Genomic DNA, 26,254 nt, shown 5'->3' with positions numbered 1-26,254 from the left:
AGTTCATACAAGGAAAGGATTTGTGATTTGCTTGGGACAAGATAAACCCATGAAGCGTGGACTTGTGCTGACAGGTATTCTGCTAGCCACCTTTCTGGCCGCGATTGAAGGAACAGTTATTGGCCCCGCGGGGCCGACGATAGTTAGTGAACTGGGCAGTGTGAATCTGCTTAGCTGGATTTTTACGGCCTATTTGCTGACAATGGCTGTAACCACGCCTATTTTCGGGAAGCTTAGCGATTTATTTGGCCGCAAACCGATTTTTCTGGTCGGCTGTTCGTTGTTTGTGCTTGGATCTTTGCTGTGTATGCTGGCTGGCAGTATGGAGCAGCTTATTTTGTACCGGGCTATTCAAGGAATTGGAGCGGGCGGTGTTATTCCCGTTACCTTTACCATCATCGGAGATATATACAAAATGGAGGAACGTGGCAAGGTCCAGGGCATGATCAGCTCGGTATGGGGGATTTCTTCCCTGATAGGGCCTCTCCTCGGCGGTTATGTGGTTACTTATTTTGGCTGGGAATGGATTTTCGGCTTTAATATTCCCTTTGGGCTGGTGGCAATGTTCTTTATCGCCCGTTACCTGCAGGAACAGGTGAGCAAGCGCGTTGCACGCGTTGACGTGCCGGGAGCAATTACCTTTACCATCGGGATGACGGCCCTTTTGCTCGTATTGGCGCTGGGCGGGCAGTATATCAGCTGGGCTTCGCCTGAATTGCTGTCCTTGGCGGCCGTAGCCATTTTGTTCCTGATTCTGTTCCTGGTTATTGAAAAACGCGCTCAGGAGCCGATGGTGCCCCTGAAGCTATTCCGTATACGGGATATTGCCTTTTCCTGTGCGGCAGCACTGCTGGTCAGCACCCTGCTTATCGGACTCACCAGCTATCTTCCGCTCTGGATTCAAGGCGTGCACGGCGGGGATGCCGCTTCATCCGGTCTGGCCCTTGCTCCGATGTCGGTCGGCTGGCTGTTTGGCTCCATGATCGGAGGGCGCATTTTACTGACACTGGGCTCGCGTCGAACCTCATTGATCGGACTGACCCTGATTGTATTGGGAGCCTTCGTCATGACCTTGATGGGACAAACATCACCAATCTGGCTGCTCTTTTTGTCTACATTATTGTACGGATTGGGCTTTGGCTTCTCAATGACCGTATTTACGATTATTGCCCAGTCTTCGGTCGGGTTCCAGTTGCGCGGTGCATCCACCGCTTTGAATACGTTCCTGCGCACGCTGGGGCAAACGATAGGAGTCGCAGCCTTCGGTTCATGGCTGAATTATCGCATTGCTGCCCAGACAGCGGATGGACAGCTTACACAGCAAGGCATTACACAGGAGGATATTAATGGTCTGCTTGCACCTCATGCTTCACAAAGTCTGAGTGACCAGGCAGCGGGGATACTCCGTTCTGTACTGGAAAACAGTCTGCATTCCCTGTTCATCATCATGGTCTTCATTGCGGTGATTAGCTGGTTTGTCGTGCTTGGGCTGCGAAACCGCCCACCGGGTACAGAAGAAGGAGCGGATGGGCGCATAATGTCACCACAGAGAGAACATGCGTAAGAGAGAATCCTCTACGAACAATATGATGTTGTTGTCCAACTCCAGCAAAGCTAAAAAAGACGCTTCCGGTTTCCCGGAAACGTCTTTCTTCATTCTGACCAGCACATGGGATTTTCAACTCGCACATGGACTCAGTCCTGATATCAGTGCCAAGTTTTCCTCGAAAATGACTTCCTATTTTTGAAAAATAACCCTCACTTACCTGATGAGTCGTCAATGTATATTGAGTAACGTCTAGGTTAGTTAATGAATTCTGGTCTATCAATGCACCATTCCACATTTTCCCGAATTGACTTTATACCTGGATGTCATTATTATCTTACAGTATAAGATAAAACCAGAAGGTGTTGTGGCCAATGGATTATAAAGCATCAGCAACAGAACTATTCGAGTGTATCGTCAAATCGCGCAAACCGGTATTAGAGGAACGAGTACACTTCTCCCGTGGTGAAATGGGGATTCTCATCGCTTTGAGTCATCAAGACGGGGTTACTTCGGGCCATTTGAGCGAATACTTGTCCGTCAGTACGGGACGGGTAGCAACGGCGCTGAAAAGTTTGGAAAAGAAAGGGTTGGTTGTACGAAGTACGGATGTCAACGACAAACGCAAGGTGATTGTATTTATTACGGATTCAGGCAAGCAATTTATGATTGACAGGTATAACGAAGGAATCGCATGGAGCGAGAAAATTCTTCGAAAGCTGGACGAACAGGATGCCAAAGAATTTATCCGGCTCATTAAGCTTATCGTCTCTAAAAGCTGAATTCCTATGCAAAGGTCGCATGCAGGATACATTAAATTGCGCCAAACACCTATGACTTTCAGGTAAAAGGAGAACAACAGAATGCTGAAGATTTTCAAATATCTCAAGAAAAATGAATGGATGCTCGTGTTTTGCAGCCTGGCTTTCATTGTTATACAGGTAGGGCTTGATCTGAAGTTGCCTGATTATATGGCGGAAATTACGACCAAGCTGCAAACAGCAGGAACGCCTATTTCGGAACTGCTGATTCCCGGCAGTTACATGCTGTTGTGTGCCGTCGGCAGTATGATTGCATCTATTATTGTTGGCTATTTCGCGGCAAAGGTCGCGGCAGGGCTGGCCATGCGTCTGCGTGCGATGGTCTTTGATAAGACCTTATCTTTTTCGATGGAGGAGATGAACAGCTTTTCGACAGCAAGCCTCATCACCCGCTCCACGAACGATGTTACTCAAATTCAGACGGTGGTTGCGATGGGGCTGCAGGTGATCATCAAGGCACCGATTCTGGCCGTGTGGGCCATTGTGAAGATTGCGGATAAAAACTGGCAGTGGACCGCCTCTACAGGGGGGGCTGTGGCTGTCCTGATCCTGATGCTGAGTGTCATTATTATTTTCGCTCTCCCCAGTTTCCAGAGAATCCAGCGTCTCACCGATAATCTGAACAGGGTAACACGTGAACATCTGACCGGACTTCGGGTGGTGCGCGCTTATAATGCAGATCAGTATCAGGAGGAGAAGTTCGAGCAGGCCAACGTCGAATTGACGAATACCAACCTGTTTGCGAACCGGTTAATGGCAATGGTTGGCCCGGGTATGACCTTTATTATGTCGGGTCTGAGTGTCTCTATCTATTGGATTGGCGCTTACCTGATTAATGGAGCAGCCGTGCCGGACCGCATTACGTTGTTCTCTAATATGGTCGTATTCTCCTCTTATGCGGTGCAGGTGGTCATGGCCTTTATGATGGTAAGTATGATCTTCTTCCTGATGCCTCGAGCTTCGATTTCTGCGAAACGGATCATGGAGGTATTGAATACCGAATCCAGCATCGTTAACGGGCATGAGACGGCTGGAGAAAAGGGCGTTATGGGTCAAGTTGAATTCCGTAATGTCAGCTTCAAATATCCGGATGCGGAGGAGCCCGTGCTTCGCAACATTAGCTTTACGGCAAAACGGGGCGAGACGGTTGCCTTTATTGGCGCAACAGGCAGTGGCAAAACCAGCGTGATCAATCTGATTTCCCGTTTCTACGATGTGACCGAGGGAGAGGTGCTCGTGGATGGTGTGAATGTCAGAAACTATAAGCAGCAGGCACTCCATAACAAAATCGGGTATGTCCCTCAGAGAGCCGTGCTTTTCAGCGGTACGGTGGCATCCAACGTTTCGTATGGCGATAACGGAAGAGCAGGAGCTTCGGAGAAACTCGTCAAAGCAGCCGTAGGGATTGCCCAAAGCACGGAGTTTGTCGAAAAAATGGACGGTCAGTACCAGGGACGGATTTCACAAGGTGGAGCGAACGTGTCCGGCGGTCAAAAGCAGCGTCTGTCCATTGCGCGTGCCATCTACCGTCAGCCGGAGATTTATATCTTCGATGATTCCTTCTCGGCACTGGACTACAGAACAGACCGGATTCTGCGCTCTGCTCTCAAAAAAGAAACCGGCCATGCGACGACACTCATTGTTGCTCAGCGCATAGGCACGATTAAGGACGCTGACCGGATTATCGTACTGGACCAGGGTGAGGTTGTAGGGAACGGCACACATGAAGAGCTGATGGCGAACTGCAGCACCTATCAGGAAATCGCTTATTCGCAGCTTTCGAAGGAGGAACTCGTACATGGATAAGAATGAACACACCGTCGGCAGCAAGGATATGAAAATGAAACAGCAAGGTCCCATGGGTGGAGGTCCTGCGGGGGGCATGGGTGCTGGTGAAAAAGCGAATGATTTTAAAAAGACGATCAGCCAGCTTTTTTCCTACAGCAAAGCCTATGTGCCCATGATTATACTCTCTATGGTGCTGGCCCTGGCCGGTTCCGCCTTCAACGTGATTGGTCCGGGTAAGCTCAGCGATATTGCCAACCTCATCCAGGAAGGAATCGTAACAGGGGTTGATGTGAGTGCTGTCCAGAAGATTGTTCTTGTATTGGTGCTTTTGTATGGTCTGGGTCTTATCTTTAGTTATTTCCAAGGTTTCATTACGGCAACCGTGTCACAGCGTCTTACAAAGAAAATGCGGACAGAGCTGTCCCGAAAAATCAATTATATGCCTTTGAAGTATTTTGATGCTACGAGCTATGGTAATGTGCTCAGCCGTGTGACCAACGATGTCGATACTATCGGACAAACGTTAAACAACAGTCTCGGCACGCTTGTCAGCGCGCTGGCAACCTTCGTGGGCGCATTGATTATGATGCTGTATACGAACTGGATCATGACCATTACCGGGATTGTAGCTACGCTGATCGGTTTTTCACTGATGACCGTAATTATGAAGCATTCACAGAAATATTTTGTAGCACAGCAAGCGGAGCTTGGCCAGATCAACGGTCATATCGAAGAAACCTATGCTGGTCATAACGTAGTCAAGGTATATAACGGAGAAAAAGCAGCCAAGGAAGTATTCCATGGCATTAACGGCCGCTTATATACAAATGCATGGAAGTCCCAGTTTATGTCTGGCCTGATGATGCCGGTTATGATGTTCATCGGGAATTTCGGTTATGTCGCGGTCTGTGTCGTGGGCGCTTTGCTGGTGAACCAACATGCTATAACGATCGGAACTATTGTGGCCTTTATGGTGTATATTCGTCTGTTTACACAGCCCTTGGCACAGTTGGCACAGGCAGCAACCAATCTGCAATCGGCAGCTGCCGCCAGTGAACGTGTATTCGAATTTCTGGGTGAAGAAGAATTGGCGGATGAGAGCGACAAGACCAAGAAGCTGGACAACGCCAAAGGGGATGTCGAATTCAAACATGTCCGTTTCGGTTATAACGAAGACCGTATGATTATCAAAGACTTCTCCATGAAAGCTGGAGCCGGTCAGAAAATTGCCATTGTGGGTCCGACAGGCTCCGGTAAAACGACGCTCGTGAATTTGCTCATGCGGTTCTATGAGCTGAACGGCGGGGAAATCTATATTGACGGAACCCCGATCAGTCAATTAACACGTGAGAATATTCATGAATTATTCTGTATGGTGCTGCAGGATACCTGGCTGTTTGAAGGAACGATCCGTGAGAATATCATCTTTTCCAAAGAGCATGTTACCGATGAACAAGTAGAAGCCGCATGTAGAGCGGTGGGGCTGCACAGCTTCATTAAAACCCTGCCGCAGGGCTATGATACGGTCCTGGACGACAAAGCCAATCTCTCTGCCGGTCAAAAGCAATTGATTACCATTGCAAGAGCCATGATTGAAGATGCACCCATGCTCATTCTGGACGAGGCCACAAGCTCGGTCGATACACGTACGGAATTGCTGATTCAACAAGCGATGGACCGGCTTACTGTAGGGAAAACCTCCTTTGTGATTGCCCACCGCCTCTCGACGATCAAGAACGCCGATCTGATTCTGGTCATGAAGGACGGCAACATTATCGAAACGGGCAACCATGAGGAATTGCTGGCTAAAGGCGGCTTCTATGCCGATCTATACAACAGTCAGTTTGAACATGCATCCTAAAAATAACAGTCCCTATTTGAAAAAAATAGGATAGTAGCCACTCTGGAAGATCTATATCACTTTGGTGTCCGAGGCTACTGCTCATCGCCAAAGATAAAAAGGTCCGCCCCACTTTACATGTGGGGCGGACCTTTGTGAAAAATGCCACTTACTGTTAGTTAATGAGTCGATCTGGCAAAACTACTTGTGATAGGGTGACAGGTTATCGGCGCTGCGCCCCAATTTTTTAAGCAAACCGATAAGCTGATCTCTTTCAGTTTCGCTGATACCGCTAAAGGCACGTTCAATCTGACGTGTATAGTCAGGATAAATTTCGTCCATGACGCGTTGTCCCTCATCCGTCAATTCTGCATATATAATCCGACGATCCTGGTCGCACGGGTGACGGTGCAAATAGCCGCGGTTTTCCAGCTTGTCGATAACATAAGTGACATTTCCACTTTGCAGTAGCAGCTTGGCTCCGATCTGCTGGATTGGCTGCGCTCCCTTGTGATATAAAACTTCCATCACGGCGAAGGCCGTTGGGTTGAAGCCCACCGTTTTGATGCCAGCAACCGCATGCTCGTTTACACTTTTGAATGACTTGGCAAACACGCTATACAAATGCATGGATTGCTGTGTCACCAATGTTCGGTAATCTATCATCTTCATTCCGCCTTTATGTATGGATTTGGGCATCCTTTGACCGCTCGGTTCGGATGACCGGGCAACCATACCCTTGTTACTAGCATAAAGGGATTTACGTAGGGAAAACATGCGATTTGTCACAGTAGCTGTGTTTTTAACTATTTAATTTCAAAGCTTTAAAGTAAATTTTTGAAAAATAAAGGTTTTGAATGTAAGAAACCCGTTCCGGTTGGTTATATTAAAAAATAACCTAACGATATAAATCTCAAATAACAAAATAAGTTATTCAGAGGAGATGAGGTACATGGATACGGGTTCTTTCCGTTTTCAATTTCGTGATCCGCAGCAGGCCGTACAAGCCTGTGAAACATTAAAGGAAATCGGATACGCTGCCAGCACAAATGGTGACACGGGTCTCAGTGTTCATGTTGAGAACCAGGATGTGCTGTCTGCACTGGAGATTTGCCAAGCCTATGAAGGAAGCATGATTGAGGTAGGGACTCTTTTCTCTAGACCGGATGCATCCCCCAGTTTGCAAGGAAATGCAGGTGTACAAAACCCGGGCTATAGCCCGGAGGATTGGATTATCCCGGCGCACATTATCAATGAAGATTGGAGCGAAGCGTATAAAAACGGTTCTTCTCAAACGTACACCAACACAGCACAGGAGCACAACGTCAGCTCAGATCAACAACCGGAGGACGAAGTGGATGGTTTTTCAGGCAGCATCCATATTTAGCTTTTGATCAAACTATTCCCGATCCTGTGGCTGGTTGCTGCTATTTTGGCTGCGGTGGGTATTTCATAAATCAAGTGAGAGCCTTTGTCTTTTAAAGACAGGGGTTTCTTTTTGTGTGTATGGGCCAGAACTGTCCTTTTATCTTGGAGGGGTGCTCACTTCTTTCCCATGTATAGTGCATAAGTTTACGTGGAAAATGAATAATATGGATAGCATTTTCCTAAGGAGGAAATAAACTGATGCTTGCTGATAACAGATTACTCATTGCTGCTCTAGGCGGTGTGAATGAAATCGGGAAAAACATGTACTTCATCCAATACGATCAGGATATTGTCGTAATCGATTGTGGCTCCAAGTTTCCTGACGAAAATTTGCCTGGTATTGACCTCATTGTGCCGGATGTCACCTATTTTCTGGAAAATAAGGACAAAGTCAGAGCGCTCATCGTGACTCATGGGCATGAGGATCACATTGGAGGTATTCCTTATTTGCTGAAGCAAATCAATATTCCCGTATTTGGAACAAAGCTCACCATAGAATTGTTAAAGATTAAGTTAAAAGAGCACGGTCTTTTACGTGATGCTGAGCTTCATCTTATAGATGCGAATTCAACCATCGATATAGGCACGATCCAGGCATCCTTTTTCACCACCGTCCACAGCATCCCGGATTGCCTGGGCGTCTTTTTTCAGACACCGGAAGGAAATGTGGTCCATACTGGCGACTTCAAATTCGATATGTCTCCCGTAAGCGGACCCTTTCCGGATCTTCATCGAATGGCCGAAATTGGAAAAAAGGGGGTTAAAGTGCTTCTCTCCGAAAGCACAAATGCAGAAAGGCCGGGATTTACCCCTTCAGAACGTTTGGTTGGCGGGCATATTCTGGATGCATTCGCCAGAGCCAAGCAGCAGGTATTTATCTCTACGTTCGCTTCCAATGTGAATCGTGTCCAACAAGTCATTGATGCGGCTGTGGAAACAGGCCGCAAACTGGTTTTGCTCGGACGCAGCATGATAAATGTGGTGTCGGTGGCGAAGGAGCTGGGCTTCTTGAAAATGCCGGAGGACTTGTTGATCGAGCCGGGAGAAACAGAGCGGTTCCCCGCAGAAGAAATCGCAGTTTTATGTACAGGAAGCCAGGGCGAGCCTATGGCCGCATTGTCCCGTTTAGCCAATTCCTTGCATCCCAAAATCGAAGTTTTGCCTGGTGATACTGTCATCATTGCCGCGGGAGCCATACCCGGGAATGAGCGAAATCTTTCCCAGGTGATTGACAACCTGTATGTGCTGGGTGCCCAGGTTATTTATGGATCAGGCAGCTCCACTGGGATGCATGTATCCGGTCATGGTAGCCAGGAAGAGCTGAAATTAATGATGACTTTGATGAAACCACAGTATTTGATCCCTATACATGGTGAATTTAGAATGCTGTATCGGCATCGTCAGCTAGCAGAGTCTGTGGGCATTCCCATGGAGAATGTATTCATCGTTCGTAATGGTGAGACCATTCAAGTCGAAGAAGGAAGGGCATCTCTGGGTCCCAAAGTACCAGCCGGAAATAGTCTGGTCGATGGGCTGGTGACAGGTGACGTAGGCAATATTGTACTGCGGGATCGCAAAAAGCTTTCTTCAGACGGAATGCTGATTATTGTGATGACCTTGAGCAAAAACGAGAAGCAAATCCTCGCAACGCCAGAGGTCATTTCAAGGGGATTTGTATATGTTAGGGATTCCGAAGATCTCATGAAACAAATCCATGAAACGATCATGTCGACAGTGAACGAATTAACAGAAACCGAAATGAGTCAGTGGGGTCTGATTAAGCAAATGCTAAAGGATGATGTAGGTGGGTTTATTTACAGTCAGACCAAGAGAAGACCCATGATTTTACCTATCATTATTGAGGTTTAGGAAAGGACAGGCGTCTTCAAGTTTAAGCCGACCCAATCATGGTGTCGGCAAACGTCAAAACAGCATGGGATTCTGTTCATCACGCTATAATCAAAAAAGACTTAAATCAGCAATGTGACTGATTTAAGTCTTTTTTTCTTCTTGCTTTTCCTAAAAAAGCGGTTGTAATGGCGGTTTGTAGCGTAGCGGAGGATTTGAATCTGGAGAAGCGAAGCGTTCGCCTGAAAGCTTTCCAAAGGAAAGCTGGCTTCGGAAGCATAGGCTCACGGAATTCTTACCCTTAAATGTTTTATATAATCAAGAGAATCCCGTGGCAACAGCGATCGTAAGATCAAAGCCTACGCGTAGTGTCTCCACACTCCTACAGAATCTCGTTTAAAGCCGCTTGCGTTCCTGCTGTATGCCCCGTTGTAAACGCCGCTGTAATATTATAGCCACCAGTATATCCATGAATGTCCAAAATCTCACCGCAGAAAAACAATCCGGGCATCAGCTTGGACTCCATTGTTTTCGGATTGATTTCCTTCAAATTCACACCGCCCCCGGTAACAAATGCTTCCTTCAAAGAGAGTGTACCGTTCACTCGGATGGGAAACGCCTTGATACGATGAGCGAGATCCTGCCATTGTTGCTTGGGAATATGATCATATGTTAAATCCTCACGCAGCCCGGCTTGCTGGAGCAATAATGGAATCAAGCGTTCCGGTACATAAGGCTTAAGCACATTTTTGATCGCCTTTTTAGCATCGGCTGCTGCCAGCTCCAGCGTTTCACGGTAGACTTCATCAGCATGCTTGTGAGGCTGCAAATCAAGCGTCAGCAGCACCGTGCTGGTCTTATCCTTTTTCATTCCCTTTACGACAAATTGACTACACCGCAAAGCGGTTGGGCCGGACAGACCAAAATGGGTGAAAATCATATCTCCTTCGTGGACGACAACCTTCTTTTGCTTCGCATTCCATACGGTCAGGCTGATATCGCGCAAGGATAGTCCCTGAAGCTCCTTCGTCTGGATGAACGTCTCGCCTGACGTCAACGGAACCTCCGTTGGATAGAGCTCCGTAATCGTATGCCCGGCTTGCTCGGCCCAAGCATAGCCATCACCTTCCGAGCCTGTATGCGGGACAGACTTGCCTCCTACGGCTACAATGACGCTACGGCTGCGCAGGGTTTCCCCGGAACGCAGCCGTACGCCAGCCGTATGGCCTTCTTTGTAAATAACCTCTTGTACGGGACAGCTTGTACGAATGTCGACCCCTTGAGAACGTACCTTGTTGACCAAAGCATCGACAACCGTTTTCGCTTTGTCCGTCACTGGGAACATACGCCCGTTGTCTTCTTCCTTTAAGGCAATACCCATCTCCTCAAAAAAGGCGATGATATCCCGATTCCCGAAAGCCGCCAGTGCACTGTGCAGAAAACGGCCATTTCCGGGGATGTGCCGGATTAGCTCGTCCAGCTCTTTTGCATTGGTGACATTGCAGCGTCCTCCACCGGAAATACCAAGCTTGCGCCCGAGTTTATTCCCTTTTTCCAGTAAAAGCACTTTGGCGTCCCCAGCGCTGGCTGCCGCAGCGGCCATTAATCCGGCCGAGCCGCCTCCGATCACAATAACGTCGTATACCATGAAATATCTTCCTTTTCGTCGACAATTTTCAAAAAAATTCAGAATGGTGTAACCGTTCTTTCATTATATCGTAATAGCGTCGCTTTAATTTATCTTTATCCTGATAAGCACGTGAATCTTTCATTTTGCCGAATTGCAAAACACGTAAAGACGTTTTTCTTCTGTTTATCTGGTAGTTTGCGGATTTTGTCGTTCTACACCGGAATTTTAACACATATATTGTAATATATTGTAGCCTGTGCTTTAATTCAACTAACGGCGTCAAGGAAAGATGAGGAGGAGGAGAAGTCCTTGTTAATTGAGTTGAAGGAAAGTGTGCTCCAGGTTCTCCTTGCCGTTATATCGGCGGGTTTTTTCTCTATATTAACGGATTATGGGGATAAGAAAAAGGCTTGGGGCGGCAAACTGCTTCCCGGTCCTAATCAAGGGATACTTTATTTGTGTTGCTTGCCGGCCATATTGCTATGTTCTCTCTTTCAATATCAGTCTCCATATGGTCTGCCTTCCAATCTCGGCATTATTCCCCTCGCTGTGGGTGTTATGTATGGCAGACGTCGTACCGCCTTTGCGCTCGCCGCTTCCGCACTCATGGGGGTTCTGATCATAGCCCAATTGACACAAATGTCGGCGATGTATGTTGGCACGGGTTTTATCCTTTTTCCTTTTATGCTGCTGCATGTCAAGTTCTTTCAAAGAGGAGCATTGTCGGACAAAAAGCTTCTGATTTCCGCATATGTTGTGGTTGATATGCTGTTCAAGGCGCTTTTTCCACTGCTTTGGGGCAAACAGGATGTATGGGTATACATTCCCGATTTGCTTACAACGCTATGGAATATTGCTGCAGGTGTGCTGGCAAGTTTTACGGTTGTGAGTCTGATGCACAATGCCTTCGAAAAACTGGCGTTGCGACGTGATGTAAGCGAATTTACGAGCAAATACTTAATTGAAGCGGATAAGCTGCGTCAGGTGATGGATTTGATGCCATTATCCCTTGTTACTCTGGACAGCGAAGAACGAGTTATACATATGAACAAAACGATGCTGGAACTCTATCGGGACTTCGATCCCTTCATTACGCTGCCTGAGGTAGTGGGTCGTCCATGGACCTCGTTATACGATTTTAACACTTCGTCGGTGATCAGCGAACGGGTTGCAAAAGCGTTGCAAGGAGAGGCGAGTGCTGATTTTATTAATGCACCTCCCAAAGTATTCTTCTGCAGCTTTCTTCCCATGCGGGATAAACAGGCTAACAAAACGACAGGTGCCGTTATTGCCTTGCAGGATATTACAGAGCTGGAGACGCTGCGCAGTGAGCTGGGCAATTTCGAGAGGCTCAGTCTGGTCGGACAGATGGCAGCAGGCATCACTCATGAAATACGCAATCCCATGGCGGTTGTGCGTGGATTTTTACAGCTTATGCGTGAGAAAAGCCCGGATTCCCTCGGCCATTACTACCGTATTGTGATGGAGGAACTGGATCGGGCGAACGGAATTATTAACGATTTTCTTTCACTTGCCCAGAACCGGATTGTTGAGAAGGAGCAATGCCATCTCCATGATATTATTCGCGAGCTCACGCCTTTATTGTGGGCAGATGCAAACCTGAGGGGGCAGACGATTGAGCTAAATCTGGAGGATCATGTGACAATGCTGCATTTGAACCCTAAGGAAATGAAGCAATTGCTGCTTAACTTATCGCGTAATGCGATGGAGGCTATGGGTGAAAAGGGTGTACTGACCATCTCCACTCATGAGGAAGGGGATTTTGTGGAGATGGAAGTGAAGGATACAGGTCCCGGAATTCCGCAAAATCAGCTTGAAAAGCTGTTCCAGCCTTTTTACACAACCAAAACGAAAGGTACGGGTTTGGGTCTGGCCTTATGTCAAAGTATCGTAGAGCGACACCACGGTACGATCGCTGTAGATTCCGTGGAGGGGATGGGCACGCAGTTTAGAGTTCGATTGCGCAGAACCATTCCGGATTACAGGGATCATTCGGAGGCGTCTGTCATGAATTCCATACAAAAATAATTGTACACATATATAGCTGTTTTTTTTGCAAAATACGTGAAAAAGATTGTATAATGAAGATTAGGTATCCGTACCCTTAACACGTCAGAGGATAAAATGAGCAACGTAGTATACATGATTTTTGGAAAAGGAGTGAAAGAATATGTCTATGTCTTTTGACCAATATATGAGAGATTCTGTTCAGCCCATGCGTGATGAGCTGACCAATCTTGGATTTCAGGAGCTGCGTACTTCGGAAGAAGTGGAGGCCAAGCTGCCTAATGCCAAGGGAACAACGCTGATTGTTGTGAACTCGGTATGCGGGTGTGCTGCAGGTCAATGCCGTCCGGGTGTAGGCGAAGCGCTGAAGCATGATATTACACCGGATCACCTGTATACGGTTTTTGCCGGACAGGACAAGGAAGCAACGGCGAAGGCTCGCGAATTTTTCGCGCCGTATCCGCCATCCTCTCCTTCCATTGCACTGTTGAAAGACGGCGAGCTGGTTCATTTCATCGAGCGTAATCAGGTGGAGGATCGTTCGGCTGATCAAATCGCCGCTGATCTGACCAGTGCATTTGACCGTTTTTGCCGTTAAGACTGCTCAAGTTAATGCCCCCGCATTTTTCGCCTGCGAAACTTGCCGGGGCTTTTGCATGTTGGCATGTCATGTTAGCTTGTCATATTAGCTTGTAGAGTAAATTCCTAAAAAGAGGTGCTTATCTGATGAGTTTGCAGGAACAGATTATTGCTGAATTGGGAGTACAGCCTACGATTAACGTAGAGGCGGAGGTCCGCAAGCGTGTAGATTTCCTCAAATCGTATGTAACGAAAACCGGAAGCAAAGGACTGCTGATCGCCATCAGTGGCGGAATTGACAGTGCTGTAGCGACTGCCTTGTGCAAGCAGGCTACTGATGAGCTGACGAAGGAGCAAGGGGAAGAGTACAAAACGCTGGGGGTGTTCCAGCCGTATGGCAAGCAGGAAGATATCGAGCACAGCTACGCGGTTGCCAAAGCGTTCGACCTGAAATATGCCGGAGAAACGAACATCAAGGAAGCGGTGGACAAGGTTGCCGTGGAAGTGGAGCATACGCTGAAGGACATCGGTCTTGAACGTTCCATTACTCCTCAAGTGAGAGGGAATGTAAAGGCAAGAACGCGTATGGTGGTTCAGTACGCACTCGCAAATGAGCTGAATCTGCTCGTCGTCGGTACAGATCATGCCTCAGAAGCCATTACAGGCTTTTATACGAAATGGGGCGATGGCGCAGTCGATATTACACCGCTTAGCACGTTGAACAAGCGTCAGGTGCGTTTGCTAGCCAGCTATCTTGGAGTTCCGCAGGCCATTTTGGACAAAGCGCCTACAGCAGGATTGTGGGAAGGCCAGACGGATGAAAAAGAACTGGGTATCTCCTATGAAGCTAACAGCGATTACCTGGAAGGCAAGGAAATTGACCCGGCGGCACGCGAAAAGCTGGAAAGCTTCTTCCTGCGTACAGCGCATAAGCGGACAAGCATTCCGGGAGTTTAAGTGCGTAATCTTGTGATGATGTGAAATGCTCAAATCAATATATGCGGCGATCCGTCCGGCGGATCGCCGTTTGTATTGAAGGGGCTATAGCTTACTTGGTGATCCATTCAATGAAGCGGCGGGTTTCGGTAATCGCCTGATCCAGTTGAAGACTGCTTCCCTGGAATGGATGAACAGTATTGAAGGTATGATTGCCACCTTGAATTTGTACCCATTCAATATCAGGACGAACAGAGGCGAGCAGGGCAGAGCCTTCGCGCAGGCGTTTGGAGTCTTCGGTTCCCTGAATAAGTACGGCTGGCAGCTGGCTGTCTGCAAGCCTGTCCACGATCGCAAAACGCGAGCGATTTTGCTCCAGATCGTCCAGAATGATAGCATCCAGCGGAAGCTGCTGCCCGGTTCTGGCGTTTTGAACATAGCTGCGCCCCTTGGTGCGCATTTCTTCTTTTTGCGGCAAAGTGAACAAATCCAAATCTGTCACGCCATTCCATGAAATGACGCCGGATATCTCCCCGGGGTGATCGAGCGCGTATACGAAGCAGCTTCCCGCGCCCCGGCTGTGTCCTAACAAAAACAACGGCAATTCTCTGAATTCGTGGCGTGCTCTCAGATTGGCCAGCAGTATATCCAGATCCTCTTGTTCGCGGCTATAGGTGTTGCGTGCGAACTTTTCCAGCTCGGTAAAATTCTCTAAATCCTCACCTACGCCATTATGTGAAAAGTTGAAGGTTATGACATGATTATCCGCACTTAATGCTTCTGCTATGAAGGGGAACATGCCCCAATCTTTAAATCCCTTGTAGCCATGAGCGATGATGAGCAGGCTTTTGGCTGTGTTTTTGGCGGGGAACCAGGAGGCCCGGATCACCGCATCTGTTCCTGCATGGGTACTTGCATCAACCACAATGGTTTCTGACATCCTATCCTTCCTTTCTGCGGGAATTTTGAATCGACGTATAAGCTAATTCAAGCATTCATCGATAGCCTCTCTTATTTTAACATATTTTGGTGCTGCTTTTACGCCTTTGTGACTCGCCATGGTGTGGACGCGCTGTTACAATAGGTGCAGTAAAGATAAAAAGGACGGGGAATACCCAAATGATCTACGGAATTGGACATGATGTGCTGGAAATAAGCCGTATGGCTGACATTTTGGCAGGTAAATATGCAGATGTGTTTTTGAATCGGGTGTTGACCCCGGCTGAACGCGAGCTTGCTGTGGAACGCAAGGGCAGGCTAACGGAGTTCGTCGCAGGGCGTTTTGCCGCAAAGGAAGCGATCACGAAAGCCTTCGGTTGCGGAATCGGGCAAATCATCGGGTTCGGTGATATGGACATTTTACCGGAGCCGGGTGGGAAGCCCGTAGTGTATTTGTCTTCGTCTGCGTGGGATAGACTGGGATTTCCGGGTACAGGGGACTCGGATTACAGTATTCATCTGAGTATTACACACCAGCCCAACATTGCCTCTGCTTTTGTAATTGTTGAATATAAGGAGACGTGATGTGATGACTGCCAATACACTGGAACAAAAACGTTATTTCAGCTTTGAGCTGTTGAACTGGTATACACGAAACAAGCGGGATTTGCCGTGGCGCCGCCATCGGAATCCTTTTTACATCTGGATTTCGGAAATTATGCTGCAGCAGACGCGTGTCGATACGGTGATCCCTTATTTTAATCGCTTTATTGCACGTTTTCCGACGATTGAAGCGCTGGCGGAAGCACCCGAGGAGGATGTGCTCAAGCTGTGGGAAGGGCTGGGTTATTATTCACGGGCCCGGAATTTGCAAGCTGCGGCCAAGCAAGTGGTCGAGCTTCACGGCGGACAGGTGCCGGATGATACACAGGCGGTCGCTGCGCTGAAAGGAGTAGGTCCGTATACGACAGGTGCGATTATGAGTATCGCCTTCAATCGGCCGGAGCCTGCTGTGGATGGCAATGTGATGCGGGTGCTGTCGCGCTATTTCCTCATTGAAGAGGATATTATGAAGGGCAGCACGCGGGCGCATATGGAAAGTCTGGTGCGGGAGCTGATCCCCGAAGGGAGGGCCTCCGATTTCAATCAGGCGCTGATGGAGCTGGGGGCGCTGGTGTGCACGCCTAAGTCGCCCCAGTGCCTGACCTGCCCGGTTATGGAGCATTGCTCAGGGCGACTGGCAGGTCGCGAGGAAACGCTGCCGGTGAAGACGAAGGCGAAGCCGCCGCGGCTGGAGCCGCGTTCCGTCGCCCTCGTCGAGGGCAGCGGCGCGAACGCAGGCCGCCTGCTCGTCCGGCAGCGTCCGGCCAAGGGCCTGCTGGCCCGCATGTGGGAGCTGCCGCACGAGCTAGCCGGGCCGGAGGGCTACAACGGCCCGGTGCCGGATGAGCCGGCCATGGACCATCTGGCGGCTCATTTGCTGGCAGAGGGCGTGCTGGCGCGCCCGGTGCGGTTTGTACGTGAGGCGGAGCACACGTTCAGCCATATCCACTGGAACCTGCGTGTGTTCCAGTGTGAAGAGGTCGCCAGCCCTGCCGGGGAGGCGGGCGGACAACCGCTGGCTGCCGAGCAGCGGGCAGACTACAGCACCGGAGCGAAGCCGGATGCGTTGATTGCGCTGGCAGAGCTGGAGGAGCAGCTCCGCCCTGGGCTGCCTGCCGGGTATCGCTGGATCAGCGAGGCGGATATGGACACCATGGCGTTTCCCAAGGTGTTCCTCGATCTGATCAACGAATATTATGCAAAGCAAAAAGGGACCTTGGTATAGGTCCCCAAAGCTGCCGTGAGAGGTCTCGGCAGCTTTTTTTGTTCTTTTTTCGTTACACTTGACATCTCATAAAAATAACGATACGTATAGACCATCGCTATTCATCGTTCGTAATTGAGGTTTTCGTACATTCATGATTACATATCCTTGATTACATGCTCTTAACTACATGGCTTGTTCAAAAATGTCCATGACTTCTTGCTGCGTAGGCTGAACCGGATTGGTTACGCCACAGGCATCTTTAAGCGCGTTCGCTGCAAGTACGGTGAAATCTTCGCGTTTGACACCGAGTTCTTCCAGCCCGGACGGGATGTTGACCCGTTTAGCCAGCTTCTCGATAGCCTGCAGAGCGAGGTTGGCACCTTGTTCCGGCGTAACACCGTCTGTATTCTCGCCAAGAGCACGGGCGATATCGGTGAGCCGTTCGGCGGATACTTTGGCATTGTAGCGCTCTACATGCGGCAGCAAAATGGCGTTGCACACGCCGTGTGGCAGATTATAGAAGCCGCCAAGCTGATGTGCCATCGCGTGAACAAAGCCCAAACCGGCGTTATTGAACGCCATGCCTGCCAGAAATTCGGCGTAGGCCATTTGGCTGCGAGCCTCTACGTCGTTACCGTCATCGACGGCTCTGGCCAAATTGTCTCGAATCAGCTCAATTGCTTTGATCGCACACGCATCTGTAATGGGTGTAGCATTGGTGGAAACATAAGCCTCAATAGAGTGGGTGAGCGCATCCATTCCTGTTGCAGCAGTTAATGATTTGGGCATAGCCATCATCAGATCAGGATCGTTGACAGCAATGAGCGGTGTTGTGTGCTTGTCGACAATCGCCATTTTGATATGGCGCTCTTCGTCCGTAATAATACAAAACATGGTCATTTCGCTAGCTGTTCCTGCCGTTGTGTTAATGGCAATCAGAGGGAAGGAAGGCTTCGCGGATTTATCCACGCCTTCGTAGTCGCCAATTTGACCGCCATTGGAAGCCAAAAGTGCGATGCCCTTGGCACAGTCATGCGGTGACCCGCCTCCGAGCGAAATAATGAAATCGCATTTGGATTGGTTCAGCAGCTCCAAGCCCTCGTTCACATTGGCAACGGTAGGATTCGGCTGTGTACCACTGTATACGACGGATTTTACATTTATACTTTCCAACACGCTTGTTACTTTTTTCACAATACCGATATCAACTAAAGGCTTATCAGTTACGATCAATGCATTTGTATAGCCCAGCTTCCCAATTTCTGTACCTGCGTCCGCCAGTGCGCCTGAGCCCATAAGACTCATACCCGGCATCATGAATTTCGAAGTTCCTGTCATCGGATGCATCCACCTTTATTATTATTTTGAGTTAAATCGAGGTATAATGATGGAGTTGAAAGGATCTTATTACCACCCTTATATCCTTATATTACAGCCTCATATTAGGGGGGAACTAACGCATTTTATTATAAAATATCGTGATTTTCAAAAGGGTGAGATGGATGGAGCATGCCAAGACTTTAGGTGATTTTAATCGTTATAGCGAGTTGCAGTATGGATATGAAACCGATCTGATCCGGATATTATATTATGATCTTCCGGAAAACTATTACGAAAAGTATGCTTCTTATGAATACCCGAAGCTGTGTACCATTCTGGAGGGAAGAAAAGAGGTCAAAATTAATGAAACGGAGCATTTTGAATACGATGCTCATGAAATCATTCTGCTTCCTCCACAGTCCAGCGTTGAAATGAAAATCAAAGAACATACCAAGGCACTGGTGTTTGAATTAAGCGATCAGTTAATGGAACGGTTGAGGGATGTGGTAGAGGAGGAATTTCAGGTTTCGGAAAGTGCTCCTGCCCATTCGGTGGTTCGCTGTGAGTTGAACGAAAAGACGAATTTACTTACAGCCTCCATGGAACGGATCAAGCAGTATATGGAACAACCTGCCGAGAGAAAAAAATTCCTGATTGATCTGAGCGCTCAGGAAATGGCCTATCATTTGCTACAGATGCAGGTGCTTGAACAGAATTTGCTCACGAACGACCGGCATCCGGTGTTCCGTGCGATTCGCGACATTCAGGAGCAATTGCCCGGTATCAGGCATGTGAAGGATTTGGCGGATAACTACAACATGTCACATGCAAATTTTACAAATCAGTTTAAGAAAATAACAGGCTTGACTCCACTTGACTATATTACGAATCAAAAAATGCAGCTTGCCAAGCAATGGCTCCAGCACAGAAACGTAACGGAGGTCGCCTTTGATTTGAATTATGAGAGCGTTTCCTACTTTATTGGTCTTTTTAAGAAGAAATACGGAATTACACCCAAACAATACCAGATGAGTCTACAACGGCAAGCAGTCCTTTCATAATGTGAAAATATAAAGGCAGGGCCGTCCTTCAGCGTTAAAAGCGACTGCGGGACGGTCCTGCCTTCATATAGATATACATTTTCTCCACTTTCGATCTTTAAAGTGAATTGGCACGATCCTCGATCCCGATCAGCCCTTTGCCGATCACATTGGCCGAAACCGGAGGCTTCCCAAGCTCACGGGACGATACGGACAACTGCCCGATATGATGAATTTGGTGGGCGATGGTGTGGCGCATCACCTCACCCCAGGCATCGATCACAATCCTGCCATCAGGGAGGTGATCTTCATACGCTTTTCTTTCCAGCCCTTCATGCCAGGCGAGCACGAACGGCTCGACATCAAGTCGAAACCTCGCATCCAGCTCACGGACTTTATCCAGCGTAGCATAGCGAGAGAAGTCCTCCTGAAAATCAGGCTTGCCCTGAATCGTTTGAATCCAGCTCCACTCCACATCGACGATATGAAAGAGCGTCTTCAAAATACCGCCGACACCGCCAACCCGTTTTTTCAGCAGTTCCTCCTGCGGCACCTCTTCACACCAGCGGTACCATTGTTCTCGCACCATCCAGTTGTAACGAAAAAAAGTCTGCATCCATAACCTCCAGCATTGTATTTAAGAATTGCCTCCACCAGTTTACCGTGGAATGCCCAATCTTTTTCAGCTTCATTCTGGGGATTCATGTTCAGGCTCTAATGGACGGGTCCATTTAAATCGAAAAGGCTGTCTCGCTCGTAGAAACTCTACTTTGGAGACAGCCATGATTATAGGGTAGTGATGTTTGTTACTGGCTTATTTCTTTGCAGCCGCGTAACGTTTGTTCACTTCATCCCAGTTGATAACATTGTAAAATGCTGCAATGTAATCTGGGCGTTTGTTTTGATATTTCAGGTAGTAAGCATGCTCCCAAACGTCCAGTCCAAGTACCGGAGTCAGACCTTCGGACAGTGGGCTGTCTTGGTTAGGAGTGCTAGTGATCGCCAGTTTGCCGTCTTTGCCGACAACCAGCCAAGCCCAGCCGCTGCCAAAGCGTGTTGTAGCTGCTTTAGTGAAGTCTTCTTTGAATTTGTCATAGCCGCCCAGCTCGTTGTTGATTGCATCAGCAATGGCACCCGTTGGTTGTCCGCCGCCATTAGGACCGATAACTTCCCAGAACAGGCTGTGGTTGTGGTGTCCGCCACCGTTATTGCGAACCGCAGTGCGGATGCTTTCAGGAACGCTGTCCAGATTGGAGATCAGGTCCTCCAGGCTTTTGCTTTGCAGTTCAGGAGCGCTTTCCAAAGCTGCGTTCAGGTTTGTTACATATGTGTTATGGTGACGATCATGGTGAATTTCTACTGTCAGCGCATCAATGTGCGGCTCCAGTGCGTCTTTCGCGTAAGGAAGTTCTGGTAATTGAAATGCCATAGTAAATCCCTCCTGGTTATATGGTTGGGTAAGGTATTCCTATGTAATAATACCCTCTACAGTTATATTAAACCGCATTCAGGCTATTTTATCAACATTTTTGTTTGTAAAATAGCAAACTGGGTAGTACGACCTGGTAGCTAGCATATCCAAAAAACGGTCTGGAATACACAAAATATAGGCAAGAAGAGGAAAATTATGAGACGAAAAAATGTAAACGTTTCATATACAGCGCTTACATGAGAAAAAGGGATGTATTCCTATTAAAAGTATGGTTTAATGTTCAAGGAAGCAGAAATTTCGGCTTTTTTGTCGTCTGCTATATCTTGTCATGTCTTTGGACCTGATGATTTGAGGGTACATACTCTTTTCCTGTTCTTCATTTCTTATATAGCAGATCGTATGCATTTTTATCATAATGCCTCGTGATTAACGCCATGCTAAGAACTTTAAGGATTTATGTAAAAATGACGGTGCTGTCTCATTTTTTAATTATGCTTACGAAAAGGGAGATATAACTTATGCACGTTCGTTCCTTTCAATTAAGTGATGTGAATCCAGTAACGGAGCTCATGCAAATTGCCTTGTCAGAGGAGTGCTACAAGGAGACGGTGGGCGCTTTTGCACGTCAGCTTTCGTGGGATTCCGGTTTGATCGTCGTTGCGGAAGAAGAGGGAGAGATCGTTGGCGCCCTGATTGGCACGATTGATCAGAATCATGGTTGTTATTATCGTATTGCTGTTCACCCGGATCATCGTCGGATAGGAATTGGCAAGTCGCTTGTGGGATCCATGGAGCAGCGTTTTCAGCAGCGTAAGGTTAGCCGTATTTTGGTAGCCGGGGACAAGCATAACAGCGCGGCCATGCCTTTGTATGAAGCGATGGGCTACGGAGCGAGCCAGATTTTACAAACTTTTCAGAAACTCAGTATTTTGGCTCCGCATTAATAGGCAATCGATATAAAGAGAATTGAATATCTTTGAGGTTAATACTTCCATTTAGAGCATATCTGAGTAACCGTTGCAATCGGGTACGGGATATGCTTTTCTATTTATATATATGCTGGGCTGAAAAGTACATGTTGCGCCACTACGCAGACGGATGGTGCTTCCCATCGCTGGGCAAAGACGAACACTTACGCTTGTCCAGCACCATTCCGTCTGCTTCGTTAACATTTTTTTCGATTCAGCATATATAACAGGGTTAAGGAGGATTATTATGGACGCTTTGGCTCCTTCGTCAGGTCCAGTTCCTTCACCGGGAACATCCAAACAAGCAGGTCGCTCTGGTTACATACGCGATTGGTTGGTCACTCTTCTGATTGCGATGATTGTCTTGCTGCTTCTGAACCTGTTTGTGTTTAATCTGTCCACGGTCAGGGGACACTCGATGCAGCCGACGCTCATGGAAAGCCAGCATCTGCTCGTTAACAAGCTGGTTTACAATTTTCATGATCCGGGCAGAGGAGACATCGTGATTTTAAAAGATCCCGACTCCAAGCCGACCAGCCCGAGGTTTTTAGTGAAAAGAGTGATAGGCACTCCCGGGGATGTGATCCGGGTTGAACATAATCTTTTGTATGTGAACGGTGAGCTGCTAAATGAGCCTTACACCAGCTCCAGGGTGGAGGATGGTGATTACGGCCCTTTTACGGTGGAGCCGGGTCACTTTTTTGTCATGGGAGATAATCGTCACACTGCTGCAAGCAAGGACAGCCGGTATTTTGGCAGCATTAAAGCTCAGGATTTGCTAGGGCGCGCAGAGTTTATATTTTGGCCGATATCCGAGTGGAAGTGGCTATAGAGGAACGATAGTTTGAAATCAATGCGTAAGCGCGTGTGAATCGATCAGGATCATGATGGAGCAGACGGTTACGAATCAGGAAAGGAAGAGGAATGTGAAAGAAGTGATGGTATATACTGACGGCGCTTGTTCGGGAAATCCGGGCCCTGGGGGTTGGGGTGTCGTTTTACTGTATGGAGAGCATCGCAAGGAACTGTCGGGAGCCGAGAAAATGACAACAAATAACCGCATGGAGATCAGGTCTGTGATCGAAGCGCTGAAAATGCTCAAGGAGCCTTGCCATGTCAAAGTACACAGTGACTCTGCCTATGTCGTCAATTGCTTCAAGCAGGGCTGGATTAAGAATTGGCTCCGTAACGGCTGGCGCAACAGTAAAAATCAGCCTGTTGAAAATAAAGAGCTGTGGGAAGAACTGTGGGCACTGATGGGCAAGCATGAGGTTGAATATGTAAAGGTGAAGGGGCACAGTGACAACGAGTTGAACAATCACTGTGATTTCCTGGCGACCAGCGCTGTTAAAAATTTACGGTAGCATCTGCTGCTATTTTCTGTTGAAATTTGAGATATGAGGATTATTGCAAACTCCTCATACGAGCGATTATGAAGGAATGAAAGAGAGGTGAGTATCGGATGCAACGCGGACTGACTCGGGCGGCTGACGGAACCGCTTCGACCTGGGCATCACTCAAGCAGGAAATCATTGAGGCGGCTCCGGGGCTGGGTATCGACTCCATCGGGTTCGCATCCGCCGACCCCTTTCTGTCTCTGAAAGCTATATTGGAAGAGCATCGGGCCAAAGGCTATGAATCCGGCTTTGAGGAGCCGGATATTGACAAGCGGATTTATCCGGAGCTGTATGGCTCACAGCCTGCATCCCTGATTGCCATTGCGGTGGCGTATCCTTCCAAAATGAAGAATCCGCCGAAGTCGGACAAGGGCAAGTACCGTGGTATTTTGGCGCGATCAGCCTGGGGGAAGGATTATCATCTGGTGCTGCGCGAGGCGATGGAAAAGCTTGAGGCTTTTATAAGTGAGCGGGTGCCTGATGCGGTGTTGAAAAACATGGTGGACACCGGGGAACTGTCAGACCGAGCTGTAGCGGAACGCGCAGGTATTGGCTTTAGCGGTAAAAACACAATGATGATCTCACCGACACTGGGATCGTGGATTTATCTGGGTGAATTGCTGACGAACATTCCTTTTCAACCAGATGAACCCGTCACGGATGGCTGCGGGGAATGCACCAAATGTCTGGATGCGTGTCCTACGGGCGCGCTTGTGGGACCGGGGCAGCTGAATGCCCAGCGGTGTGTGTCCTTTTTGACACAAACGAAAGGCTTTCTGGATGAAGAATTTATGCTAAAAATAGGGAATCGGCTGTATGGATGTGATACCTGCCAAATGGTATGTCCCAAAAATCGGGGCCTCAACTGGGATCATCATCCTGAGCTTACACCTGATCCCGAAATTGTGAAGCCGCTGCTGCTGCCGTTGCTGGATTTGAGCAATCGTGAATTCAAGGAACGGTTTGGCCAAAGCGCGGCAGCCTGGCGGGGGAAAAAGCCGATTCAGCGTAATGCGATTATCGGGCTGGGCAATTTCAAGGATATCAGTGCCGTACCCAAGCTGACGGAGGTTCTGCTGGATGATCCACGTCCCGAGCTTCGGGGTACGGCGGCTTGGGCTTTGAGCCGAATAGGAGGAGAAGACGCTATGACAGCGATCAAGCAAGCATCTGAGAATGAACAACATGAGCAAGTACGCGAAATGATCGCGCAGGCGCATTCCAAACTGGAGGAGAAACAGCAAGTAGAACAGGGTCCAACCACCATTTATTATGATGAAATGGAGACACCTGTGGGCACTTTGACGCTATGCGCAACGGATCGGGGGCTGTGTCGAATAGAGTTTGGCGTTTTTTATGCGAAGGAGGCACTGCTTCAGCAATGGGCCCGGACGTGGATCGGGGAATATGTCTATGTGCAGCAGCCGGAAAAACTGCGCGGGGCTGCGGATCAACTGCGTGAATATTTTGCCGGAGAACGACGGGAATTCAGTATAGTCTTTGATTTGAGAGGGGTTCCCTTCCAAGAGCAGGTATGGCGTGCACTGCAAAATATTCCGTATGGACAGAGCGTGTCCTACAAGGATATTGCGGAGTCCATCGGACGTGCCAAAGCCGTACGCGCAGTCGGCGATGCGAGCAACAAAAATCCGCTGCCCATCCTGATTCCATGTCACCGGGTATCAGGTGCAAACGGAAGCCTGGTCGGTTATGCCGGAGGTCTACAAGTCAAGACAAAGCTGCTGGATTTGGAAAAAGAATGAGGACATATGTTTGCAAATTGTGATTTGCTAGCTGTCCCATGTTTTGCTATGATAGGTTCGTGTGTAATACATGATGTTTCATATAAATATACAGAGGTGACGACTTCGTGGTGTGGAATATTGTCATTCCGATTATTACCCTGATTGTTGGTTTGGTTGGGGGATTTTTCATCGGTGCTTATTATCTTCGCAAACAGCTTGAGAAGATGCAGAACGACCCTGAAACGCTGCAAAAAATGGCCAAGCAGATGGGTTACAACCTGAATGGAAAACAAATGCAGAAGGCTCAGCAGATGATGAAGAACCAGCAGTTCTCCAAAAATCAGCCTGGTGCGCGTAAAAATCAGGGCCGTCGGAAATAATGAGCAACGAGAGCACGGATGTCGCATGAGGTTGCTGCATAGAGGAGGATTACTGTGGCTGGCGTAAAAGATTATATTAACCGCAAAGCTGCGGATAACCGGGATAAAATCGAGTACCATGTGGAGCAGATTTTACAACTGATCGGTGAAGACCCCAAGCGTGAAGGACTGTTGGAAACACCGGCACGCGTAGCGCGCATGTATGAGGAAATATTTGCGGGTTATGAGGTTGATCCCCGGGATGCGCTGGGTGTGACATTCGACGAGAATCACGAGGAGCTTGTGATTGTGAAGGACATCGTCTATTACAGCCAGTGTGAGCACCATATGGCACCTTTCTTCGGAAAAGTGCATATCGGCTATGTACCTAGCGGCAAAATTGTAGGCTTGAGCAAGCTTGCCCGTCTGGTGGAGGCTGTGACCCGCCGATTGCAGGTGCAGGAGCGGATTACATCACAGATCGCGGATATTCTGGATGAAGCGGTTTCTCCTCACGGAGTTATGGTGGTTGTGGAAGGCGAACATTTGTGTATGTGTGCAAGGGGTGTCAAAAAGCCGGGCAGTAAAACGGTAACGTCTGCGGTACGCGGCTCTTTCCGTGATGATGCGGCACAACGCGCAGAATTCCTGTCCCTGATCAAGGAATGATCGAAGACGGCTTGACGGTTATGTGATGAAAAAGGGTGGTTTACGCATAGGCGTAGCCACCCTTTTTTGCTAACATCCTTTTTGCTAACATAGGAATAGACGGATGGACTGATACAATATCCAACAGCGCA

At 48.3% G+C, this 26,254-nt stretch carries 25 protein-coding genes; 19 read left to right on the top strand and 6 right to left on the bottom strand.

Annotation, left to right across the window (positions count from 1 at the left end):
• The first annotated feature begins 49 nt into the window (after nt 1–49).
• The 5 genes from BAZ21_RS21705 (at nt 50) to BAZ21_RS21685 (ending at nt 6,016) form a co-directional block, all read left to right on the top strand.
• The gene (locus BAZ21_RS21705; RefSeq protein ID WP_068505084.1) at nt 50–1,564 is read left to right on the top strand and encodes an MDR family MFS transporter; all 1,515 of its coding nucleotides are present in this window, start codon (nt 50–52) and stop codon (nt 1,562–1,564) included.
• The gene (locus BAZ21_RS21700) at nt 1,557–1,748 is read left to right on the top strand and encodes a hypothetical protein (protein ID WP_068505007.1); all 192 of its coding nucleotides are present in this window, start codon (nt 1,557–1,559) and stop codon (nt 1,746–1,748) included. Before BAZ21_RS21705 ends, BAZ21_RS21700 begins: the two co-directional genes overlap by 8 nt.
• 172 nt (nt 1,749–1,920) lie before the next feature.
• Entirely contained in the window at nt 1,921–2,328 is a 408-nt protein-coding gene (locus tag BAZ21_RS21695; protein WP_068505006.1) for a MarR family winged helix-turn-helix transcriptional regulator, read from the top strand.
• Between the two features lie 81 nt (nt 2,329–2,409).
• The gene (locus tag BAZ21_RS21690; protein WP_068505005.1) at nt 2,410–4,173 is read left to right on the top strand and encodes an ABC transporter ATP-binding protein; all 1,764 of its coding nucleotides are present in this window, start codon (nt 2,410–2,412) and stop codon (nt 4,171–4,173) included.
• Nucleotides 4,166–6,016: an ABC transporter ATP-binding protein gene (locus BAZ21_RS21685; RefSeq protein ID WP_068505004.1), complete on the top strand. Its 1,851-nt coding sequence runs from the start codon at nt 4,166–4,168 to the stop codon at nt 6,014–6,016. The genes BAZ21_RS21690 and BAZ21_RS21685 overlap by 8 nt, the downstream gene beginning before the upstream one ends.
• Nucleotides 6,017–6,196: 180 nt before the next feature.
• On the opposite strand, the gene BAZ21_RS21680 is transcribed toward BAZ21_RS21685, so the two are convergent.
• Nucleotides 6,197–6,661: a MarR family winged helix-turn-helix transcriptional regulator gene (locus BAZ21_RS21680; RefSeq protein ID WP_010348429.1), complete on the bottom strand. Its 465-nt coding sequence runs from the start codon at nt 6,659–6,661 to the stop codon at nt 6,197–6,199.
• Nucleotides 6,662–6,947: 286 nt separating this feature from the next.
• On the opposite strand from BAZ21_RS21680, the gene BAZ21_RS21675 reads away from it, so the two are divergent.
• Both BAZ21_RS21675 and BAZ21_RS21670 read left to right on the top strand, forming a co-directional pair.
• Nucleotides 6,948–7,382, top strand: a complete 435-nt coding sequence (locus BAZ21_RS21675) for a hypothetical protein (protein WP_068505003.1) — start codon at nt 6,948–6,950, stop codon at nt 7,380–7,382.
• Nucleotides 7,383–7,621: 239 nt separating this feature from the next.
• Nucleotides 7,622–9,292 carry a ribonuclease J gene (locus tag BAZ21_RS21670; protein WP_068505002.1) on the top strand — a complete coding sequence of 557 codons (1,671 nt, stop codon included), beginning with the start codon at nt 7,622–7,624 and terminating at the stop codon, nt 9,290–9,292.
• 361 nt (nt 9,293–9,653) lie between these two features.
• Here BAZ21_RS21670 and BAZ21_RS21665 read toward each other — a convergent pair whose 3' ends face one another.
• Entirely contained in the window at nt 9,654–10,919 is a 1,266-nt protein-coding gene (locus tag BAZ21_RS21665; protein WP_068505001.1) for an NAD(P)/FAD-dependent oxidoreductase, read from the bottom strand.
• A gap of 291 nt (nt 10,920–11,210) precedes the next feature.
• On the opposite strand from BAZ21_RS21665, the gene BAZ21_RS21660 reads away from it, so the two are divergent.
• The 3 genes from BAZ21_RS21660 (at nt 11,211) to nadE (ending at nt 14,465) form a co-directional block, all read left to right on the top strand.
• Entirely contained in the window at nt 11,211–12,950 is a 1,740-nt protein-coding gene (locus BAZ21_RS21660) for a two-component system sensor histidine kinase NtrB (protein ID WP_068505000.1), read from the top strand.
• 142 nt (nt 12,951–13,092) lie between these two features.
• A complete protein-coding gene (locus BAZ21_RS21655; RefSeq protein ID WP_068504999.1) occupies nt 13,093–13,527 on the top strand; it encodes a BrxA/BrxB family bacilliredoxin in 435 nt (144 codons plus the stop codon).
• Between the two features lie 128 nt (nt 13,528–13,655).
• Entirely contained in the window at nt 13,656–14,465 is an 810-nt protein-coding gene (gene nadE, locus BAZ21_RS21650; RefSeq protein WP_068504998.1) for an ammonia-dependent NAD(+) synthetase, read from the top strand.
• A gap of 91 nt (nt 14,466–14,556) precedes the next feature.
• On the opposite strand, the gene BAZ21_RS21645 is transcribed toward nadE, so the two are convergent.
• Entirely contained in the window at nt 14,557–15,384 is an 828-nt protein-coding gene (locus tag BAZ21_RS21645) for an alpha/beta hydrolase family protein (protein WP_068504997.1), read from the bottom strand.
• 179 nt (nt 15,385–15,563) lie between these two features.
• Between BAZ21_RS21645 and acpS the strand changes: the two genes are divergently transcribed.
• Together acpS and mutY are read left to right on the top strand one after the other, a co-directional pair.
• On the top strand, nt 15,564–15,968 hold the full coding sequence (gene acpS, locus BAZ21_RS21640; RefSeq protein WP_068504996.1) for a holo-ACP synthase: 405 nt from the start codon (nt 15,564–15,566) through the stop codon (nt 15,966–15,968).
• Nucleotides 15,969–15,972: 4 nt separating this feature from the next.
• A complete protein-coding gene (mutY, locus tag BAZ21_RS21635; protein WP_068504995.1) occupies nt 15,973–17,211 on the top strand; it encodes an A/G-specific adenine glycosylase in 1,239 nt (412 codons plus the stop codon).
• 165 nt (nt 17,212–17,376) lie between these two features.
• Here the strand turns inward: mutY and yiaY are convergent, their stop codons facing one another.
• Complete coding sequence (gene yiaY, locus BAZ21_RS21630) at nt 17,377–18,531, bottom strand: L-threonine dehydrogenase (protein WP_068504994.1); 1,155 nt, start codon at nt 18,529–18,531, stop codon at nt 17,377–17,379.
• 164 nt (nt 18,532–18,695) lie between these two features.
• Here yiaY and BAZ21_RS21625 point away from each other — a divergent pair, with 164 nt between their 5' ends.
• Nucleotides 18,696–19,574, top strand: coding sequence for a helix-turn-helix transcriptional regulator (locus tag BAZ21_RS21625; RefSeq protein WP_068504993.1), 879 nt, complete (start codon nt 18,696–18,698; stop codon nt 19,572–19,574).
• A 97-nt stretch (nt 19,575–19,671) separates the two neighbouring features.
• Here BAZ21_RS21625 and BAZ21_RS21620 read toward each other — a convergent pair whose 3' ends face one another.
• Complete coding sequence (locus BAZ21_RS21620; RefSeq protein ID WP_068504992.1) at nt 19,672–20,169, bottom strand: DinB family protein; 498 nt, start codon at nt 20,167–20,169, stop codon at nt 19,672–19,674.
• Nucleotides 20,170–20,367: 198 nt separating this feature from the next.
• Nucleotides 20,368–20,982, bottom strand: a complete 615-nt coding sequence (locus tag BAZ21_RS21615; RefSeq protein WP_068504991.1) for a superoxide dismutase — start codon at nt 20,980–20,982, stop codon at nt 20,368–20,370.
• A 521-nt stretch (nt 20,983–21,503) separates the two neighbouring features.
• On the opposite strand from BAZ21_RS21615, the gene BAZ21_RS21610 reads away from it, so the two are divergent.
• From BAZ21_RS21610 to folE, 6 genes are all read left to right on the top strand, one after another.
• Nucleotides 21,504–21,929: a GNAT family N-acetyltransferase gene (locus BAZ21_RS21610; RefSeq protein ID WP_068504990.1), complete on the top strand. Its 426-nt coding sequence runs from the start codon at nt 21,504–21,506 to the stop codon at nt 21,927–21,929.
• 271 nt (nt 21,930–22,200) lie between these two features.
• Nucleotides 22,201–22,785 (top strand): signal peptidase I, encoded by a 585-nt coding sequence (gene lepB, locus BAZ21_RS21605; protein ID WP_068504989.1) that lies wholly within the window; start codon nt 22,201–22,203, stop codon nt 22,783–22,785.
• A gap of 94 nt (nt 22,786–22,879) precedes the next feature.
• On the top strand, nt 22,880–23,317 hold the full coding sequence (rnhA, locus tag BAZ21_RS21600) for a ribonuclease HI (RefSeq protein ID WP_007428768.1): 438 nt from the start codon (nt 22,880–22,882) through the stop codon (nt 23,315–23,317).
• Nucleotides 23,318–23,415: 98 nt separating this feature from the next.
• Nucleotides 23,416–25,113 carry a tRNA epoxyqueuosine(34) reductase QueG gene (gene queG / locus BAZ21_RS21595; protein ID WP_068504988.1) on the top strand — a complete coding sequence of 566 codons (1,698 nt, stop codon included), beginning with the start codon at nt 23,416–23,418 and terminating at the stop codon, nt 25,111–25,113.
• A gap of 107 nt (nt 25,114–25,220) precedes the next feature.
• Nucleotides 25,221–25,475, top strand: a complete 255-nt coding sequence (locus BAZ21_RS21590; protein WP_013369414.1) for a YneF family protein — start codon at nt 25,221–25,223, stop codon at nt 25,473–25,475.
• 54 nt (nt 25,476–25,529) lie between these two features.
• Entirely contained in the window at nt 25,530–26,123 is a 594-nt protein-coding gene (gene folE, locus BAZ21_RS21585; protein WP_068504987.1) for a GTP cyclohydrolase I FolE, read from the top strand.
• The last annotated feature ends 131 nt before the right edge of the window (nt 26,124–26,254 follow it).

The organism is Paenibacillus kribbensis (genome assembly GCF_001705305.1).
In the GTDB taxonomy this organism is placed as follows: domain Bacteria; phylum Bacillota; class Bacilli; order Paenibacillales; family Paenibacillaceae; genus Paenibacillus; species Paenibacillus kribbensis_B.
Note: the sequence above shows the minus strand (reverse complement) of the source record. Positions and strands in the feature narration are given on the sequence as shown.